This window comes from Candidatus Acidiferrales bacterium (genome assembly GCA_035515795.1).
Classification (GTDB): domain Bacteria; phylum Bacteroidota; class Ignavibacteria; order Kryptoniales; family JAKASW01; genus JAKASW01.
The window spans coordinates 24,696-40,478 of the sequence record DATJAY010000033.1 but is presented as its reverse complement, the minus strand read 5'-3'; the positions used below and the strand labels follow the sequence as shown (position 1 = coordinate 40,478).

The 15,783-nt window shown below is 47.8% G+C and carries 16 protein-coding genes and 2 tRNA genes; 11 read left to right on the top strand and 7 right to left on the bottom strand.

Annotation, left to right across the window (positions count from 1 at the left end; all coding sequences use genetic code 11):
• The first annotated feature begins 148 nt into the window (after positions 1-148).
• Together uvrA and VLX91_13040 are read left to right on the top strand one after the other, a co-directional pair.
• The gene (gene uvrA, locus VLX91_13045) at positions 149-3,046 is read left to right on the top strand and encodes an excinuclease ABC subunit UvrA (protein ID HUI31131.1); all 2,898 of its coding nucleotides are present in this window, start codon (positions 149-151) and stop codon (positions 3,044-3,046) included.
• Positions 3,003-3,350: a hypothetical protein gene (locus VLX91_13040; GenBank protein ID HUI31130.1), complete on the top strand. Its 348-nt coding sequence runs from the start codon at positions 3,003-3,005 to the stop codon at positions 3,348-3,350. Before uvrA ends, VLX91_13040 begins: the two co-directional genes overlap by 44 nt.
• Here VLX91_13040 and aroE read toward each other — a convergent pair.
• Both aroE and VLX91_13030 read right to left on the bottom strand, forming a co-directional pair.
• Positions 3,344-4,252, bottom strand: a complete 909-nt coding sequence (gene aroE / locus VLX91_13035) for a shikimate dehydrogenase (GenBank protein ID HUI31129.1) — start codon at positions 4,250-4,252, stop codon at positions 3,344-3,346. The two genes, VLX91_13040 and aroE, sit on opposite strands and share 7 nt — an antisense overlap.
• Entirely contained in the window at positions 4,224-5,687 is a 1,464-nt protein-coding gene (locus VLX91_13030) for a tetratricopeptide repeat protein (protein ID HUI31128.1), read from the bottom strand. The genes aroE and VLX91_13030 overlap by 29 nt, the downstream gene beginning before the upstream one ends.
• A gap of 128 nt (positions 5,688-5,815) precedes the next feature.
• Here VLX91_13030 and VLX91_13025 point away from each other — a divergent pair.
• The 9 genes from VLX91_13025 to VLX91_12985 all read left to right on the top strand — a co-directional run bounded on the left by VLX91_13025 (position 5,816) and on the right by VLX91_12985 (position 11,238).
• Positions 5,816-5,902 (top strand) — tRNA-Ser (locus VLX91_13025).
• Between the two features lie 47 nt (positions 5,903-5,949).
• Positions 5,950-6,036: transfer RNA gene (locus tag VLX91_13020), tRNA-Ser, on the top strand.
• A 19-nt stretch (positions 6,037-6,055) separates the two neighbouring features.
• Positions 6,056-6,340, top strand: coding sequence for a GIY-YIG nuclease family protein (locus tag VLX91_13015; protein ID HUI31127.1), 285 nt, complete (start codon positions 6,056-6,058; stop codon positions 6,338-6,340).
• A 132-nt stretch (positions 6,341-6,472) separates the two neighbouring features.
• Positions 6,473-6,736: a GIY-YIG nuclease family protein gene (locus VLX91_13010; protein HUI31126.1), complete on the top strand. Its 264-nt coding sequence runs from the start codon at positions 6,473-6,475 to the stop codon at positions 6,734-6,736.
• A gap of 133 nt (positions 6,737-6,869) precedes the next feature.
• Positions 6,870-7,532, top strand: coding sequence for a heme exporter protein CcmB (locus VLX91_13005; protein HUI31125.1), 663 nt, complete (start codon positions 6,870-6,872; stop codon positions 7,530-7,532).
• 11 nt (positions 7,533-7,543) lie between these two features.
• Positions 7,544-8,212, top strand: a complete 669-nt coding sequence (gene ccsA / locus VLX91_13000; GenBank protein HUI31124.1) for a cytochrome c biogenesis protein CcsA — start codon at positions 7,544-7,546, stop codon at positions 8,210-8,212.
• Complete coding sequence (locus VLX91_12995; GenBank protein ID HUI31123.1) at positions 8,213-8,398, top strand: CcmD family protein; 186 nt, start codon at positions 8,213-8,215, stop codon at positions 8,396-8,398.
• Positions 8,395-8,802 carry a cytochrome c maturation protein CcmE gene (locus VLX91_12990; protein ID HUI31122.1) on the top strand — a complete coding sequence of 136 codons (408 nt, stop codon included), beginning with the start codon at positions 8,395-8,397 and terminating at the stop codon, positions 8,800-8,802. Before VLX91_12995 ends, VLX91_12990 begins: the two co-directional genes overlap by 4 nt.
• A 24-nt stretch (positions 8,803-8,826) precedes the next feature.
• Positions 8,827-11,238: a cytochrome c-type biogenesis CcmF C-terminal domain-containing protein gene (locus VLX91_12985; protein HUI31121.1), complete on the top strand. Its 2,412-nt coding sequence runs from the start codon at positions 8,827-8,829 to the stop codon at positions 11,236-11,238.
• A 162-nt stretch (positions 11,239-11,400) separates the two neighbouring features.
• On the opposite strand, the gene VLX91_12980 is transcribed toward VLX91_12985, so the two are convergent.
• The 5 genes from VLX91_12980 to VLX91_12960 form a co-directional block, all read right to left on the bottom strand.
• The gene (locus VLX91_12980) at positions 11,401-12,057 is read right to left on the bottom strand and encodes a hypothetical protein (GenBank protein HUI31120.1); all 657 of its coding nucleotides are present in this window, start codon (positions 12,055-12,057) and stop codon (positions 11,401-11,403) included.
• Positions 12,058-12,353: 296 nt separating this feature from the next.
• Positions 12,354-14,174 carry a tetratricopeptide repeat protein gene (locus tag VLX91_12975; protein ID HUI31119.1) on the bottom strand — a complete coding sequence of 607 codons (1,821 nt, stop codon included), beginning with the start codon at positions 14,172-14,174 and terminating at the stop codon, positions 12,354-12,356.
• A 177-nt stretch (positions 14,175-14,351) separates the two neighbouring features.
• Positions 14,352-15,071 carry an SIMPL domain-containing protein gene (locus tag VLX91_12970; protein HUI31118.1) on the bottom strand — a complete coding sequence of 240 codons (720 nt, stop codon included), beginning with the start codon at positions 15,069-15,071 and terminating at the stop codon, positions 14,352-14,354.
• Positions 15,061-15,183, bottom strand: coding sequence for a hypothetical protein (locus VLX91_12965; GenBank protein ID HUI31117.1), 123 nt, complete (start codon positions 15,181-15,183; stop codon positions 15,061-15,063). Before VLX91_12965 ends, VLX91_12970 begins: the two co-directional genes overlap by 11 nt.
• A gap of 23 nt (positions 15,184-15,206) precedes the next feature.
• Complete coding sequence (locus VLX91_12960; protein HUI31116.1) at positions 15,207-15,665, bottom strand: hypothetical protein; 459 nt, start codon at positions 15,663-15,665, stop codon at positions 15,207-15,209.
• Between the last annotated feature and the right edge of the window lie 118 nt (positions 15,666-15,783).

The window sequence follows — 15,783 nt, the reverse complement described above, 5'->3', positions numbered from 1 at the left end:
CCGAGCTTTTGCGGCGCACATATCCGGGCTCGATAATGACCGGCAAAAATCGACCAATCCGTGCAGTCTAAGTCACACGCCTTCGAAACGTCGTGTCTCACTTTTTGAATTGAATCTCGCGACGGTTCGGCGTAAATTCGGAACTCGAATGGAAGAAAAACCCGATACAAGCAACATCACGATCCGCGGCGCGCGGCAGCATAATCTGAAGTCAATAGATTTAGATTTGCCCCGGGACAAATTCATAGTCATCACCGGGCTCAGCGGAAGCGGAAAATCATCTCTGGCCTTCGACACAATTTATGCCGAAGGACAGCGGCGTTACCTGGAGACCATGATGGCCTACGCCCGGCAGTTCCTTGAAATACTTGAACGACCGGATGTTGATTTGATTGAAGGGCTGAGTCCCTCTGTGGCAATCGAACAAAAAACCATCAGCACCAATCCTCATTCTACGGTCGGAACGGTCACCGAAATTTACGACTATGTCCGGCTCCTCTTCGCAAAAGTCGGGACACAATTCTGCGTAAATTGCAATATTCCCGTGCAGCAACAGACGCATGAGCAGATTCTGCAAACAATCCTGAGCGATCTCAACAATAAAAACATTCTGCTACTCGCACCGCTCGTCATCGGGAGAAAGGGACATTACCGTGAACTTTTCAAAGAGCTGATGGCAGAAGGATTTGTTCAAGTGAGAGTCGACGGAAGCTTGCGCGACCTCAATGAGGGGATGGAAGTTTCACGTTATTCAACCCACACGATCGAGCTCGTCGTCGACAAACTAAAAATCCAAAAAAAGGTTTCCCCGAGACTAAGAGACTCGCTGAAGCTCTCGCTCGAAAGAGGAGCGGGCACAGTTATCATCCATGATTATGATCTCAAAAAAGATATTTTTTTCAGCCGGCTAAGATCATGTCCAAAATGCGGAACGAGCTACCCTGACCTTGCGCCTAACTCTTTCTCGTTCAACTCAAAATTCGGAATGTGCCGCAACTGCAACGGAATCGGCCTCAGCAGAAATATCACGCCGGATGCCATCGTTACCGCTCCAGGGCTTTCGATCACCGAAGGTGCATTATTGTTTCCAAGACGCGATGATTTTTTCCTGATGAGCATCTTGAACCGAATGCTTGAACCTCACGGCGTCAATGCCGGTACGCCGTTTAAGGAATTTGACTCTACGATTCGCGACCTTCTGTTCTTCGGCAAAAATCAAAAGGGTTCGCAGAAAAGGATTAAGTTCGCCGGGGTGTCAATTTCAAATCTCGGGACAAAATTTGAGGGACTTGTCCCGATGCTTCGTAACCTCGATTTCGAGGCGTACTTCGGAGATATGTATAAAGACATCGAAGCTCACTTGCCTTTCACAACTTGCGAGATCTGTGACGGCACGCGCTTGAAACCTGAAAGCAGATTTGTAAGAGTCATCGACGGCGATGGCAGGTCCACAACAATTGACGACGTTGTGAGCGGCTCGATCGATAAAGTAGAAAATATTTTCAAGAACTTGACTCTTCCTAAAAGAAATCAGAAAATTGCTCAACCTATCCTCCACGAGATCAAGACGAGACTCGCGTTCCTGCTGAATGTCGGTTTGAATTATTTGAATCTTAACCGCCCGTCGGGAACTTTATCAGGCGGTGAGTCGCAGCGGATTAGGCTGGCAACCCAGATCGGGTCACAGCTGACCGGCGTATTGTACGTCATAGATGAGCCTTCAATAGGACTCCACCAACGCGACAACGAAAGGCTCATCAATTCGTTGAAGTCGCTTCGGGACATAGGGAATACCATAATAGTCGTGGAACACGATCGCGAGACGATGGAAAACGCCGATTACATCGTAGATCTCGGCCCGGGTGCAGGAGAACATGGCGGTTACGTCGTGAAAGCGGGAACGCTGAAAGAGCTTTTATCCGAAAGAAAGGCATCGCTGACCGCCGCTTACCTCCGCAACGAAAAAGAAATTCCGATCAGGCCCGACAAAAATTTGAGAAAACCTAGCGGAAAGTCTCTGGTGATCGAGAAAGCCTCCGGAAACAATCTCAAGGAAATCAAAGTCAAATTTCCACTCGGACTTTTCATCTGCATCACCGGTGTGAGCGGATCGGGCAAATCAAGTCTTATCAACGACACTTTGTACAGAATTCTCGGCAAACATTTTTACAGACTCGCCGAGCAGCCTCTTCCCTACAAATCGATTTCCGGAATTGAGTTCATCGACAAAGTCGTGAACGTCGACCAGTCTCCTATCGGCCGGACTCCGAGATCCAATCCTGCGACTTACGTCGGGGTCTTCACGGCAATCAGAGATCTTTACGCGCAGCTTCCTGAATCGAAAATCCGGGGGTACAAACCGGGCCGTTTTTCATTCAATGTAAAAGACGGCCGCTGTCCGTCTTGCGAAGGAGACGGGATGCGGAAAATCGAGATGAGCTTTCTTCCGGATGTTTACGTCAAATGCGAAGTGTGCAACGGAAAGCGATTCAGTGCGGCCACCCTCGACGTCAAATACAAAGGGAAATCCATTTCCGATGTACTGGAGATGACGGTCGAAGACGCTCTCCAATTGTTTACTGAAATCCCCGCGATAAAGAGAAAGCTGCAAACCATGAACGAAGTCGGACTCGGTTACATACGACTCGGCCAGTCTTCCACTACATTGTCCGGCGGCGAGGCGCAGCGCGTAAAACTTTCCACGGAACTCTCCAAAGTCTCCACAGGAAGAACTCTTTACATCCTCGACGAGCCGACCACTGGACTTCATTTTGAAGACATCAGAATACTTCTCGATCTGCTGCAAAAATTGGTCGATAGAGGAAATACAGCCATAGTGGTCGAACACAATCTCGATGTCGTCAAGTGCGCCGATTGGATAATAGATCTAGGACCGGAAGGCGGCGAAGCCGGCGGGAGAATTGTTGCCGAGGGTCCGCCGAGGGAGATCATGAAAAATAGGAACTCACACACCGCTCGCTATCTAGAGGAATATTTAAAGAATGGAACTGACGGATCTGCCGGAAGAAATACAAGGCGAGCTTAGGCTGGCTCAAGATGCTATGAATCTGGGTAATGAAGGCAAGGCGAGAGTCTGCGCGAGACGATCTGTCGGAAAAGCATTTCAGGCTTTTGGACACGCAAAAGGCTTGCGCCCGGGGTCTTCCGGGATGAGAGTCCTTGATGCAAACGAAACTCTGAAATTGATCTCGGTGACAGAAGAATTCCCTGCCGGAGTGAGGGAAGCTGCCCGAAGGCTTTCGGCAAGCGTTCTTGAAAAGGAAATTTCAAAAAGACCTGTCGACGACGCGCTTCTGATTATCGAGGAACTCTTTTCAAATCCTCAATGAGCTGAGACTTTTTGCTTTTTCCGAGAACCCTCTCCTAAAAATCTTTCGTCAAGCTTGGCGCGTACTCTTTCCAGAGGCATTGCGACTCCCGTCCAGAGCTCAAAGGCACTTGCGGCCTGATTGTAGAGCATTTCAAGTCCGCTGATCGTGACAGCATTTTTCTTCTTGGCAGCCCTGAGAAAACTTGTGTGAACCGGGTTATAGACGAGATCGAAGAAGATTTTTCCATCATAGTCACGGTCGTCCTGTACCATTATATTCTCACTCACCGCAGGAGACATCCCGACCTGAGTCGCATTTACGATGAGTTTGCTTGACTCCACCACAGTTCCTTCATTGATATTGTGCAGCTCAACCACTCTGATATTTTTATAATTCTGCGAATCGAAAAAGAATTTCTTTAACAACTCGGCACGCGACGTATCGCGGTTGATGACCGAAATCTGAGCCGGCTTAAAATGTGCGATAAGCGAATAGACAACTGCGCGCGCTCCGCCGCCCGCGCCATAAATCGTCACGTTTTCGTCCGCAATCTGGTCGCGGTAAGGCTTCAATGCGGCTACTGCTCCGTCCACATCGGTATTATGGCCAACCAACGAATCATTTTGGACGTAGATAGTGTTTACTGCTCCGACGAGTCTTGCGTCGGCGGAGATTTCATCGAGATGTTCCATGACGGCTTCTTTGTGAGGAACCGTCACATTTACCCCGACTATCCCGAGAGCCGACATTCCCTTCAACGCATCGCCCAGGCGCTTCGGATGGACATCAAATGCAGAATAAGAATAATTCAGTTTGGCAAGCTTGAATGCCGTTTCATGAATTACAGGAGACCAGCTGTGCGCAATCGGATGACCTATAATCCCGACTAACTTAGTGAGACTCTTTATATTTTTTTTCATTCACCAACCATTGATAAACTGGGAAAACAAATTTAATTAAGATTTCAGGATTTGAGTGCTGGATCTGTCCGAAATCCTGAAAGAAGGTATTGATCTTATGAGGTTCCAACTCCAAAGCTTTCTTGGCACCTCTGATTGCGTCGTCATAAGCGCCGATCTGGAGGCAGCATTTACATTTTTGATAATACGCTTCTCCCCAGTCGGGAGAAATTTCAATGGCTTTGTCATAAGATTGCAGCGCTTCATTAAAATTATCGCATTCGACCAAAGCATCCCCGAGATCAACCCACGCGTCAACATTATCCTGCTTCAGTTCCGTGACGCGCCGGTAGCTTTCCACTGAATCCTTAAAGAGCTCCAGCGTGAACTCCACGTCGCCCTTTGCATGCCATATATCATGGTCGGAGCCGTCCAGTTCCGATGCCCTGTTAAAATCAACGAGCGCCTTTTTATACATGTTGATCGCATCATAACACACTCCCCTGCCGAAAAGGGATTCGATATGATTCGTATCGCCTTTCAACGCCTCCGTATAACATCGAATTGCTTCCTTGTATTCGCCGAGCTCCTCATAAGCCGTTGCCATGTTGTGCCATGTTGCGACGTCGTTGGGCTCATACTTCAATGTCGTCTTGTAACTCTTGATCGCTTCCTGCAGTTTGCCCATGCTTAAAAGCGCGTTGCTCCGGTTATACCATGCCGCGCTGAACTTTTCATCTATCGCAATTGCCATATCGTAGCTCTCAACTGCAGTCTGATATTTTCCAAGGGCACTCAATGCGATGCCGCGGTTGTACCATGCTCTGTGATTGTACGGATCCAGCTCTATCACGTTGTCGTAGCATTTTAAAGATCTGTCCGGTTCCTCGAGATAATCAAAGCAATATGCCAGCTCGAACCACGCGTCTTTATCCTCAGGATCAAGCTCTGTCAGATACTTGAAAACTTTCGAAGCATCCTCGTATTTTCCGAGTTTCTCGAGAATCACCCCTTTATTCATCAAGGCTTCATAACTTCCGGGCTCGATATCAAGAGCCCGATCTATGTTATCAAGGGCTTCTTCGAACATGTCAAGCATCTGCAAACAGCTTGCCCTTCCGATCAATGCGTCAACTTCCACCGGATTCAATTCAATCGCTCTGGTGTAATCTTCCAGCGCGACTTCAAATTTCCCCAGCGCCTCGTTTATCTCCCCTCTTCGTGCCAGATTCTCGGCGCTTGCAGGCATGATCGCGACTAATTTGTTCGCAAAGAAAAGGGCATCTTCGTATTTATCCTGACTCATGAAATAGTCTATTATTTCTTCCAATGCGGCGATGTTCGAAAAGGTTGGTTCCTCCTTGCGGAGGCGTCTTATTTCCTCGTCGATGTTATGCTTTTCGAACTCGTCGAATTGCTCGTCGTCGAACGTAAAATCAAAATCATCAGTGCTCATTCGTGTTCCTAATCTGATTGCAAGATATTCTGGTCTAAAGTAAAAATCAAGAATTATGCTTAGCCACCGGTGGAAATATTTCTTGTGGCCATCGTGCCAAGGTGTTAAATTTAACGACAAATTCGCCTGGAGAGGTGCAAGAGTGGCTGAATTGGCACGCCTGGAAAGCGTGTGTGCAGGAGACTGTACCGTGGGTTCGAATCCCACCCTCTCCGCAGGACCGGGCTTGAGCTTCGTCTTGCAGGTGATCGAAAAAGGTGCTGGAGAGGTGCGAGAGTGGTTGAATCGGCCGGTCTCGAAAACCGGAATACCCTTCGGGGTATCGAGGGTTCGAATCCCTCCCTCTCCGCTTCGATATGTGCTCAACAATGAGCTGGGTTTACGTCCTTTGGAGTGAGAAACTTCAAAAACGGTATGTCGGTTCAACGGAGAGGTCTCCAGAGGAGAGGCTTAAAGATCACAACAAGAAGAAGACAACTTTCACTGCAAGAGGCACAACTTGGGTACTGGTCCACGTTGAATCCTACCCGACACTAGTCGAAGCTCGAAAACGTGAGTCGTTTCTCAAAACCGGCGTCGGTCGTAAGTGGCTCGACGAACACGTGGCGCCACCACATTCTAAGCCTAAATCAATCGAGGGTTCTGAGCCGTAGGCTCATGCGCCTCTGGCGCAGAATCCCTCCCTCTCCGCCAGACTACGTCCCGCATGATTACCCAAATCTAGAATAAATCCTGGAGTGGGACTTCGTCTGGCAGGCTCATTTTAAAAAGGTCAGGGGGATTTAATGTTCAACAACTTCTGGTTTGTGTATTTTCTGAAAAGTCTCTCAAAGGATTTTCTGTATGTTGGTTCAACAAATTCGTTGAAAAGACGGTTTGCTGAACATAACGACGGCATGGTGCAATCTACAAAGGTCTACAGACCCCTAAAGTTCGCTGGGCTCATCGGAGTCGAAACAGAACAGCAAGCGAGAAAATTAGAAAAATATTTCAAGACCGGGTCGTGCAAAGCGATTCTGAAGAAAAGGATCCTGAGCGAACATATTTAAGAGTGCATTTTGAATCCTCAAGCAAACGAAGTTCCGCCGCTCTTTGCGGGACGTAGTTTGCCTCCCTCTCCGCTTCCGACCATCTGAGAATCCCTTCCTTGAACATGTATCTCCATCGGGCTATCTTCATCGCATGAGAGGAGCCGCCGCTGTATTCACCAAAGACCTTTATGGAGAACTCCGTACACGCTATGCGCTGAACGCGCTGATTATGTTCGTCGTGGTCACACTCTCAATTGTTCTCTTTTCTACGACAGGAGAGACCGTTTCACCGAGCCTTTCCGCCGGGATTTTGTGGATAATAATTTTCTTCGCGGCGATGAGCGGTCTCTCGCGGTCATTTGTCAGTGAGGAAGAAAGAGGAACTACGATGACCTTGCAGCTCTGGGTCAAACCGACGTCGGTCCTCCTCGGGAAGCTGGCATTCAATGCGCTGCTGATCTACGTCCTGAATGCGATGATAACCACGGCTTATCTATTGACCATGCCGACGTTCACAATCCAGTCGCCCGTGATTTTTCTGCTCACGATCTTGATCGGAAGTTTCGGACTAGCATCTGCTTCGACTTTCATCGCAGCAATCATATCAAAAGCAAACTCGAAGGGAACACTCTACCCCGTTCTATCGTTTCCAATATTGCTCCCTTTACTGATGAGTGTCATCGACGCAACGCGTCTTTCGGTTGAAGGTGCCCCCGTCGCCAGCGCCGCCGATGATCTTAAGATAATGATTTCATATGCCGTCGTTGTTACGACGGTTTCGATTCTTTTATTTGATTTTGTCTGGAGAGATTGATGAAAAGCTGGATGAAAATATTAATAGGAATTTGGATTGCTGCGGTCGCCGCATTCGGTTTCGCTATGCCGATCGGCGAGATTCCGGGGTTGGGTCCCAAGGCACGGATAATATTCTTTCACGTCCCCATGTCGTGGCTCGCGGTCCTCGCATTTTTCATGTCGATGTGGTACGGCATCGGTTACCTGAGGAAAAAAGACATGACGTATGACGTCAAGTCAGCGACTGCCGCCGAACTGGGTTTCATCTTCAGCGTCCTCGCAACGATCACGGGTTCTATATGGGCGAAGTTTAACTGGGGAAGTTTCTGGAACTGGGATCCACGGGAAACTTCCATATTCGTTCTCCTCATGATTTACGGAGCATACTTTTCTCTTCGCAGCGCGTTGGAGATCGAGGAGAGACGAGCATCTCTTTCGGCGGTTTATTCGATAGTGGCATTTGTCACCGTTCCGTTCTTCGTTTTCATCATGCCAAGAATAACTTTCAGTCTCCATCCGGGCGGCGGAGGTTCACCTGCACCGATTGTAAATGCTAATGGTAAAATGTATATGGATATGAACATGAGATACGTCTTCTATTCATCTCTGATCGGGTTCACTGCCCTGTACATCTGGCTGTTCCAGTTAAAGACGAGGATAAATTTAATGGCAAACAGACAATTGAGCGGAGAAAATTAAATGAGTTCACTCTACAGTTTCCTCGATCAACATTCGCTTTATGTGGTTTTGGCGATCGTATTGGTTATATGGCTGGGAATTTTTCTCTATTTGTTTCGGTTAGATAAGAAGGTGAATAAGCTATACGAGCAAATCGAAGATCCGGCTCGCGGGAGCGAATCTGACAAGGAGAAAGCAGCAAGATGAAAGCTAAGTACGTGGTCGGCGGGCTGGTTATAGTTGCGTTTATAATTTTCGGCGCAATTTCTTTCATGCAGAACAACATAGAATACGTTTCGGCCAAGGCGGCTGCACAAACGCACCGCACCGTGCAAGTGAAAGGCTCCTGGGTAAAAGACATGCAGACATACTATGACCCGCACACAAACACATTCCATTTCTACATGGCCGACGACGAAAAGACAGTTTTGCCTGTCGTGCTCGCGGGCGCGAAGCCGAACAACTTTGAGATAGCAAACGACATCGTGGCGAAGGGACGCTGCGAAAACGGTGTGTTCTATGCAAGCGATGTCCTCACAAAATGCCCTTCAAAATATCAGTCGAAAACGGGACCTCAATCTTCAGCACAAGCTCCTACAGACTACCAATAACTGGTAAGTTGAGGTAAGAATAATATGATCGGTCATGTTCTGATTCTGGTCGGGTTCGCCGGAATGTTGATTGCGACGTTCGGGTACGTCTATAGTTTCTTCCACGCCAAAGGCGCATCCGCCTCTGGCGGAAACGTGGACGATAAAAAGTTTTTGAAGGTTGCGCGTGCAGGATACCATATCGGAGCAACTTCGGTTATACTGACGGCGGGTTACCTGATGAACATGCTCCTCACCCATCAATTTCAATATACTTATGTTTGGAGTTACAGTTCTCTCAGCCTCCCCTCGGCACTTTTGGTTTCGACTTTCTACGTGGGACAGGAAGGAAGTTTCATGTTATGGACGATGTACACATGCATCATCGGTCTGATCCTGATGAACTATTCGAGAAGGCATCACTACGAGTCGTCCGTGATGGGAATTTATTCTGCGATAGCTTCATTTCTGATTTTGCTGGCCGTCGTGAAAAATCCTTTCGAGTATGTCTGGCAGACGTGGCCCCAGACCGCGCACCCGGGCATGATGCCCGATGACGGCAGAGGATTAAATCCGCTTTTGGAAAATTTCTGGATCGTGATCCACCCGCCGATTTTGTTCCTCGGCTTCGCATCAACCGCGGTTCCGTTCGCGCATGCGATCTCCGGGCTGCTGAGAAAAGACTATAGGAACTGGACAAATGTCGCCGTGCCGTGGACACTCTTCACGTCGGCAATTCTCGGATTCGGAATAACACTCGGCGGCTTCTGGGCATATGAGACATTAGGATGGGGTGGATTTTGGGGATGGGACCCCGTCGAGAATTCATCGTTCATACCATGGCTCGTAGCGGTAGCTTCCGTTCACACGCTGCTCGTACAGCGGCGCACGGGAGGTTTCTTAAGAGCAAATTTCATCATGGGAATGCTTCCGTTCCTCCTGGTTCTCTACAGTACTTTTCTCACACGCAGCGGGGTTCTCGGCGATACATCGGTTCATAGTTTTGAGACACCCGGAATGTGGGTCTATATTCTCCTCGTGGCGCTGATCGGATTCTTCCTGATCTTGGGCCTGAGCTTGTACTTCCTGCGAGTGAGAGAAATTCCGAGACAAAAAATTCATTACACACTTACTTCACGGGAGTTCGCCCTTTTCCTGGGTGCCGCATCGCTCGTCATCGTCGCGGGTTTCACCTTGATCGGCACGAGCGCACCACTCATCACAAATATTCTGAAAGGCCAGGCGAGCGCGATCGACACGAGCTATTATCTCAAGACAAATCTCCCGCTCGCAATTCTCATGGCCGCCATGATCGGCCTCGGACAACTTTTCTGGTGGAAAAAGTCTAACTCTCAGACTCTTCTCAAGACAATGCAGCTTCCTGCATCTGCGGCCACGATACTCACGGTGATCGTGATATTTGCAGGGATGCACGACATCATGATGGTTTTGTTTTTCATTTCGAGCGCATTCGCATTCTTTGTGAACCTGGAGATCGCTTATAAAATTGCCAAGGGTAATCCGAAGTTCATGGGAGCTTCGGTTGCTCACGTGGGCGTGTCGCTGCTGTTCATCGGGATCATCGCGTCGGCTCATTATGATAAACACGTCACACTCAGTCTCCCGCTGGGCCAACCTGCGGATGCATTCGGATACAAACTTACATACGTCGGGACTTCGCAGATCGACGAAGAGAAAACCGCTTACAACGTCACCGTCGATAACGGCGGAAGCAAATTCAACGCACCTCTCGTCATGTATGCGAGCTCCTATAACGGCGGCGCAATCATGCGTCATCCGTATATCTTCAGCCTTGTCAACTACGATATCTTCAGTCAGCCATCATTGCTCGCGTTCATCGGGAAGAACATGCTGACACGCGATCTCTATTTGTCCCCGCAGGCGCTCGAAGAAAGCAGCGGCAGCGGAATCGAAGCGAGTCAATACGGCGTCCAGGTCGCGCTCAACTTGAACGAACCCGTCAGGCTCGGGAAATATACCATGGAGTTTAAAGGGTTTCAGGTTGCAGATGATCAGAGACAGGCCATGATAGACGGGAAAGCGTTCGATCTTGCTTCATTGATCGAACTGACGAATGCCGACGGCAAAACGGAAATGGTGATGCCGTCAAACAAGATAGTACCCGGCGGGCAGAACGAGCTTAACACCGCAACCACAAAGTCAGGGGATCAGTTCACCGTTACCGACGTCCACGTCGACGACAAGACGAAACAGGCATCCATTATGATTGGCTACATCCCGGCGAAGAACTCGTCCGATGTTTCACTTCTTGCTCAAGCGCAGCAAAGCAATTTAAACAAGAAGCCGGTGCTGGTCATCGAAGCTACAATCAAGCCATTCATCAATCTCGTCTGGGGCGGAGTGATAATAATGGTGATTGGATTTGTTGTGACGTGGCGGAGAAGGAAAGAAGATTTAGTAAGGCTGGGTGCGTGAAGCTTCTGCGCACGAATTCTGAACAAATGAGATCAATGGCAGTTTGCCCCTCGGATTTATTTCATGGATGAAGTATAAACTCGTTGGTTTAGTACAGCCCTCCCTTTATGGGAACCACGATAATCGATTTCTACGCACCCCGCATGGCCGCCGCACGGCAGATTAAACTGCGTTCTGTTTATTCATTACTTTTGCCAGTTCCGCCTCGACATCTTGTGCGAATTCCCGAATAACCTGATAAGTGAGCACCACATCGATATGGTTTTTCTGAATTGTATCACCTTCTTTATAGACATGATTGACATGCTGCTTGACCATTTCGTTAAGCAGGTCGCGGTCAATCTGCGCCCTGTTATGTTCGATCTTACGTCTGTCCTGCACCAGCTTGGACATGAAAGCCCCATGCTTGCGCGCATGCAAATCAATTCCAGTTCTCAGCATAAACTGCGTAAAAGGGCTGCTGATCGGTTCGGTCAACTTGTAACAATTCCGCAGTATGGAAGAAAAATAAAAATCAAGATGATCCACCATGCGACTCAGCGTAACGCCATATAAGAAATTAAACAGGGACTCTTTTTCCCCGATGATACTATGAACGGGAAGTTCGGGATACCATTTCACATTTATCCCCTTCACATTCATGAAGCGATGAATCTGTTTCCATTCCGTTTCCGTGCCTAAAACGATTTTGCTGAAGGCTTTCTGGAGATCTCGATCCTCGAGAACCGTCATGTACGTTTCAAGTGCCCCTGAAATATGCGCATACCGAAAGAAAACTGAGGCAAGATCTGAGTAAAGAGTCGATAGTTCATTGTTCATTTTATAAACCTCCTAACTCATAAAATGATCACTAACTATTTCATTCCTGTACCATGCTGCCTATCCCCATCGACCACATTCCTTCCGAATATGAAGCATGTACTAATTCGACATCATCTAGGACACTGCCCATATGACTCCCAAATTTATTTCATTCACTCATAGAATGCAACTCTCACATCCCGTCAGAGCGAACGGAAACGAATGACTATGCGCAGTATCCGCTGGTCATATAATTTGAGTAATTTACCGGGGCTTATCGGTCTTCTTAGAGATCCGCCTCTCCATAATTTCCATCACCATGAATAGCCATTTTTAGTCAGCCAGTCTTGCGCATTGGAATTTCCGAGCCGAGCTGCCTTCTTGAAGTACCTGATCCCTTTCTCTTTATCTCCCTCGTGATAATAAACAATTCCGATGTTGTAGTAGCCGAGTCCGTAATTGGGATCGATCCCGACCGCCCTCTCGTAATTTTCCAAAGCCAGGTCGTTGTCGCCTTTTGAGTAGTATGCAAGCCCTATATTATTATACGCATCTGTGTACTGCGGGGAAAGTTCGACCGCCTTTTTATAGTTTATGATCGCTTCATCGTTGTCGCCTTTCGCAGCGTATGCAAGGCCTAAATTATAATAGGCGTTCGTATATTGCGGATCGACCTCGATTGATCTCTCATAGTGCGTTATGGCATCATCGTTGTCCCCCTGATTGTATTCGGCAAGTCCTAAATTGTAATAGGCGAGCGAATTATTCGATTCGAGCTCAATCACTTTTTCATACTCCGTGACCGCCCTGGCGTTATCGCCTTTATTCAAGTAGATCAGCCCGAGATAAAAGTGGGCGTTCGCATACTGAGGATTGAGTTCGATCGACTTCTCGTATTCCATGATAGCTTCATCGGTGTTGTGCTTATCATCGTAGCAAAGCCCCAGATTATAGTAAGCGAGCGAATTACTTGGATCGGCTTCGACAGCCTTGTCGTATTCCGTGATTGCCTCGTCGATCTCACCTCGGTCGTAAAAGATCAGTCCCAGATTGTTATAGGCATTTGAATACTGTGGATTGATCTCAACTGTCTTTTCGTACTCCGTAATGGCGGTCTCGGTATCGCCTTTCGCACAGTAAGCGAGACCGAGGTTGTAATAAGGAAGCGGGTTTCTCGAATCGACCGCCAGCGCTTTATCGTACTCTGCGATTGCATCGTCGTTCTGGCCCCTGTCATAGTAGACGAGACCCAGGTTGTTATAGGCATTCGAATATTGCGGATCGAGTTCGATTGACTTTTCATATTCCGCAATGGCGTCCTCGGTGTCGCCCCTAGCGTAGTACGCGATGCCCAAATTGTAATGCGGCAGTGCAAAGTGGGAATCGAGTTGAATCGACTCCTTGTAATCGGTCATGGCATTGACGATGTTGCCTTTATTGTAGTAGGAGATTCCGAGATTGTTGTATGCAAGCGAATAATTCGGATCGAGTTCGATTGCCTTCTCATAATAAACTATCGCGTTATCATCATCTTTCATGTCTGCAGCGTTGTACCCCTTCTGGAACCAATCGCTGGCGGAAAGTCTGTTGGAGGCTTCTTCATAGTTCGTTCGAGCTTTGAGTCTTTCATTTTCATTTTTTGCCTCATCCAGCTGCTTTCGCAGCTCCGCAATTTCTGCATAGGCACTGTCGGCTTTTCGCGTTGTCTCCTCGAGTTCTTTTACCTTACCCTCGTCGTTTGCAATACGCGCGACGTTTTTTTCCACCTCTTCAGGGTCGACGGTAATCGAAGCCTTCATGTAATAGGTTTCACCGTTCCATTTCTCCTCGAGAATTTTTGTCTCGGTGACTCCGGCTGTGATGCTCTGTATTTGTTCCTTGGTCAGGTCTTTCAGCCCCCCGTTCTCTTCCTGCTTCGTCATTTCAAATGTGCTCTGAAGGTAAACTCCGATCTCTTCGAGCAGAATCCTTTTCACCTGATCGAGCGCTATTGCGCGTGAGGTCACTTTGCTGTCGGCATCGCCTGCCGTGTACGTATATTCGCGAATGAAAGTCTTTGACTGCGAATAGCCGGGGAGAGAAATTACAACGACCATCAATAATGCAGTGGCAATTTTCATAGTCTTTCCTTCCATTTATTTATCCTTATATGCAAATGCAAAAAGAAATCTCACCGCATCGTTCACTCCCGATTGCGGCATACTCCATTGGGAGTTAACTAATCTTCTTGAATATACAACGGAGATTCACTTTTTTCCTCCTATCGTGCACTCAATGCATTGCGCATCAAAGCATGAAGGTAGTGTACCAGGCTACTCAATTTCATAGATAACCGTGACAGCGGCGGTCTGATCGAAATATTTTTTCCTAAAAGTATTAGGCATCGGCAAGGCAAGCATCGCCGCTGTTCTAGTCAAGGCTTGTCTAGAGGATAAGAGTCCTTCAATATCGTCGTATTCCTTATATCTATCTTGCCCATCTTGAAGAAGTTTGAATATTTTTCCAACCTTGCTTCCAGTACCAGAAAGTAAAAGTTCTGCACGCCGCTTGGCATCAATGACAGCCTGCTGATACGACTCTTCCTTGTACTTCTTGATATCATAAGAACCAAAATTATAAACCCCAACCTCTACGTTGCCGAGCGCAATCAGTTCCTTGAACAAAGCGTCGTAGTCTGCAGTATTCCGGAGAATCAGGTCCCCCGCATATTCAATTCCAGGTATATGTTTTTCCAGATCATACCTCAAATATGACGGGAGAAGGCTCTCTGTGGTCTCGCTGGTTTTCGTCACAAAGTCAGAGTCCGTGATAGAGAACTTCTTTAGGATGCCAAACATCTTCATCACTAACGCCTTATTTTGTTCATTCGCCTTATTCAAGTCTGCATTCTGGTTCCTGATCGAGATACGAACCTCAAAGTAATCAACTGGAACTTTGACAGTTGCAGTCCCATTGACTGCAATATATTGAGGCGGGTTGCTCTGACATCCGAATGATACGACGGTCAAAAGTAATAGAAGACTAGTTTTCATAGGATTCTCCTTTGTTTATGAGCGCGAACACAAACCAATGACACCCGATGTCCATCACAGAAAAAGTCGTGGCGCGCTTCGCGCCATGAAGCGACTCGATATCATATACCATGATCAGTGTCTTCTTTCTGGTTTCTAGGTGACGTTGGCGTGCCCATCTAAAGCCCTTTCACCAATATCTCTCATTTCGTCATGCGAGTAGAATACGACTCGACCATCGTCTGACATCACATACAAGTCCCATAGAAAAATGACACCGATCATCACGAAGTTCAGCATATCATCGTATTCATTCGCACCGAAGAAGTACGATGGCTTATCTATCAATCTGCCCTCCAATTTGCATGCAGACTGCAATCGCTCGAACAGCGGGAACCACTCGCCTGAGGGCCACACAGACCAATCCGCAAAGTATAGGAGAACTCCATGACCTCGATAATCTTTAAGGTCCTCTTTCACCATATAGATGCGCTTGCCCGCATCCGTTGGAATCGAGTCATGTTTTGCAGCCGTCAAGCCTGGACGGTCTTTGGATATACTGAAGCCTGTAGCCTCCATCCAATCAAGTCCGTCTTTCTTAGAACCATTTCTCATTAGTGAAGCCCTTAGCCAATGTCACCTAACGTCCGCGAGAAAAGAGTCGCGGCGCACTCCTCGCAGCCTATTATGTGTGCGCCGTGAAGCGAGCACCATCATATACAATATTCGAGCT

Coding starts and splice junctions, on each gene's coding strand:
- uvrA (HUI31131.1), top strand. CDS start 149: ATGGAAGAAAAACCCGATACAAGCAACATCACGATCCGCGGCGCGCGG.
- VLX91_13040 (HUI31130.1), top strand. CDS start 3,003: ATGGAACTGACGGATCTGCCGGAAGAAATACAAGGCGAGCTTAGGCTG.
- aroE (HUI31129.1), bottom strand. CDS start 4,252: ATGAAAAAAAATATAAAGAGTCTCACTAAGTTAGTCGGGATTATAGGT.
- VLX91_13030 (HUI31128.1), bottom strand. CDS start 5,687: ATGAGCACTGATGATTTTGATTTTACGTTCGACGACGAGCAATTCGAC.
- VLX91_13015 (HUI31127.1), top strand. CDS start 6,056: ATGAGCTGGGTTTACGTCCTTTGGAGTGAGAAACTTCAAAAACGGTAT.
- VLX91_13010 (HUI31126.1), top strand. CDS start 6,473: ATGTTCAACAACTTCTGGTTTGTGTATTTTCTGAAAAGTCTCTCAAAG.
- VLX91_13005 (HUI31125.1), top strand. CDS start 6,870: ATGAGAGGAGCCGCCGCTGTATTCACCAAAGACCTTTATGGAGAACTC.
- ccsA (HUI31124.1), top strand. CDS start 7,544: ATGAAAATATTAATAGGAATTTGGATTGCTGCGGTCGCCGCATTCGGT.
- VLX91_12995 (HUI31123.1), top strand. CDS start 8,213: ATGAGTTCACTCTACAGTTTCCTCGATCAACATTCGCTTTATGTGGTT.
- VLX91_12990 (HUI31122.1), top strand. CDS start 8,395: ATGAAAGCTAAGTACGTGGTCGGCGGGCTGGTTATAGTTGCGTTTATA.
- VLX91_12985 (HUI31121.1), top strand. CDS start 8,827: ATGATCGGTCATGTTCTGATTCTGGTCGGGTTCGCCGGAATGTTGATT.
- VLX91_12980 (HUI31120.1), bottom strand. CDS start 12,057: ATGAACAATGAACTATCGACTCTTTACTCAGATCTTGCCTCAGTTTTC.
- VLX91_12975 (HUI31119.1), bottom strand. CDS start 14,174: ATGGAAGGAAAGACTATGAAAATTGCCACTGCATTATTGATGGTCGTT.
- VLX91_12970 (HUI31118.1), bottom strand. CDS start 15,071: ATGAAAACTAGTCTTCTATTACTTTTGACCGTCGTATCATTCGGATGT.
- VLX91_12965 (HUI31117.1), bottom strand. CDS start 15,183: ATGGTATATGATATCGAGTCGCTTCATGGCGCGAAGCGCGCCACGACT.
- VLX91_12960 (HUI31116.1), bottom strand. CDS start 15,665: ATGAGAAATGGTTCTAAGAAAGACGGACTTGATTGGATGGAGGCTACA.